The organism is Polynucleobacter sp. 35-46-11 (assembly GCF_002281105.1).
In genome coordinates this window covers 1,511-3,046 of sequence record NZ_NCFJ01000568.1, presented here as the reverse complement: position 1 = coordinate 3,046, position 1,536 = coordinate 1,511, and the positions used below count along the sequence as shown (strand labels likewise).

Annotated in this window: 1 protein-coding gene and 2 pseudogenes; all 3 read left to right on the top strand. The window is 46.5% G+C overall.

The features are described from left to right. Positions 1–203 (top strand): annotated as a pseudogene (locus tag B7Y67_RS17695) (3-isopropylmalate dehydratase small subunit); the annotation flags it as partial. Positions 204–226: 23 nt separating this feature from the next. After that, positions 227–1,294, top strand: coding sequence for a 3-isopropylmalate dehydrogenase (gene leuB, locus B7Y67_RS17690; protein ID WP_293599754.1), 1,068 nt, complete (start codon positions 227–229; stop codon positions 1,292–1,294). A 32-nt stretch (positions 1,295–1,326) separates the two neighbouring features. Further along, positions 1,327–1,536, top strand: a pseudogene (locus B7Y67_RS17685) (aspartate-semialdehyde dehydrogenase); the annotation flags it as partial.

Below are 1,536 nucleotides of genomic sequence, written 5' to 3'. Positions count from 1 at the left end.
AGCTGACGGTAGACCTAGAGAAGCAGCAAGTCATCACGCCTGATGGAACGGCCTATAGCTTTGATGTAGCCCCATTTAGGAAGCATTGTCTTATCAATGGTTTGGACGATATTGGCTTAACCCTGCAACATGCAGATAAAATCAAGGCTTACGAAGCTGAGCGCATCCTCAAGATGCCTTGGCTAACGACACAATTGCCATAGTTTTATAGAGTTAAAGGCCTTTCATGAAAATTGCAGTTCTCCCGGGCGATGGTATCGGCCCGGAAATCGTTGCTCAAGCCGTCAAAGTGCTCAATGCGCTTGGCCCAAAATTTGATCTGGAGACAGCGCCTGTTGGCGGTGCTGCCTACGACGTAGCTGGGCATCCATTACCACCAGCGACCTTAGAGCTTGCTAAAAAAGCAGATGCCATTCTGTTTGGTGCAGTTGGGGATTGGAAGTACGACTCGCTTGCTCGCGAACTACGTCCTGAGCAGGCTATTTTAGGTTTGCGTAAGCACCTCGAGTTATTTGCCAATTTCAGACCTGCAATTTGCTATGACGAACTCACCGCAGCATCTAGCCTCAAGGCAGAAATCGTTGGCGGTCTTGATATCCTGATTATTCGTGAGCTCAATGGCGATATTTACTTTGGTCAACCACGAGGTATTCGCACTTCAGAGTTGCCATTATTTAAAGGCGCACGTGAAGGTTATGACATGATGCATTACAGCGAGCCTGAGGTGGAGCGCATTGGTCGCGTTGCTTTTGAAGCAGCTCGCAAGCGTAGCAAGAAAGTGTGTAGTGTAGATAAAGCGAATGTATTGGAAACCTCCCAACTGTGGCGTGAAGTCATGATTCGGGTTGCTCAAGATTACCCAGATGTGGAGTTGTCTCATATGTATGTAGATAACGCTGCAATGCAGTTAGTAAAAGCACCTAAGGCTTTTGATGTGGTGGTTACTGGCAACTTATTTGGTGATATTTTGTCTGATGAGGCAGCTATGCTGACTGGTTCTATTGGTATGTTGCCATCTGCCTCCTTGGATAAAAACAATAAAGGCTTGTATGAACCAAGCCATGGCTCGGCTCCTGATATTGCCGGCAAGGGTATCGCCAATCCTTTGGCAACTATTCTTTCAGCTGCCATGATGCTGCGCTACTCATTAGGTATGCCAGCGGAAGCTGACCGTATCGAGGCAGCCGTTCAACAGGTTTTGTCTCAGGGCTTGCGTACTGCCGATATCTATACCGAAGGGACTAAAAAAGTCTCTACGGTAGAGATGGGTGATGCAGTTGTTGCAGCACTCTAAAAATATTCATATTCTTAAATAGATCGTTCATCATGGCAAATACAAAAACACCATTGGTTGGTTTAGTTGGTTGGCGCGGAATGGTTGGCAGTGTTCTGATGGAAAGAATGCTGGCAGAAAAAGATTTTGATTTCATCGAGCCAGTATTTTTTAGCACCAGCCAAGCAGGCGGAGACGTTCCTTTGCTCAATGGCGTTAAGGTGACTAAAAGTGAGAATACCTTGCAAGATGCCAATGACATC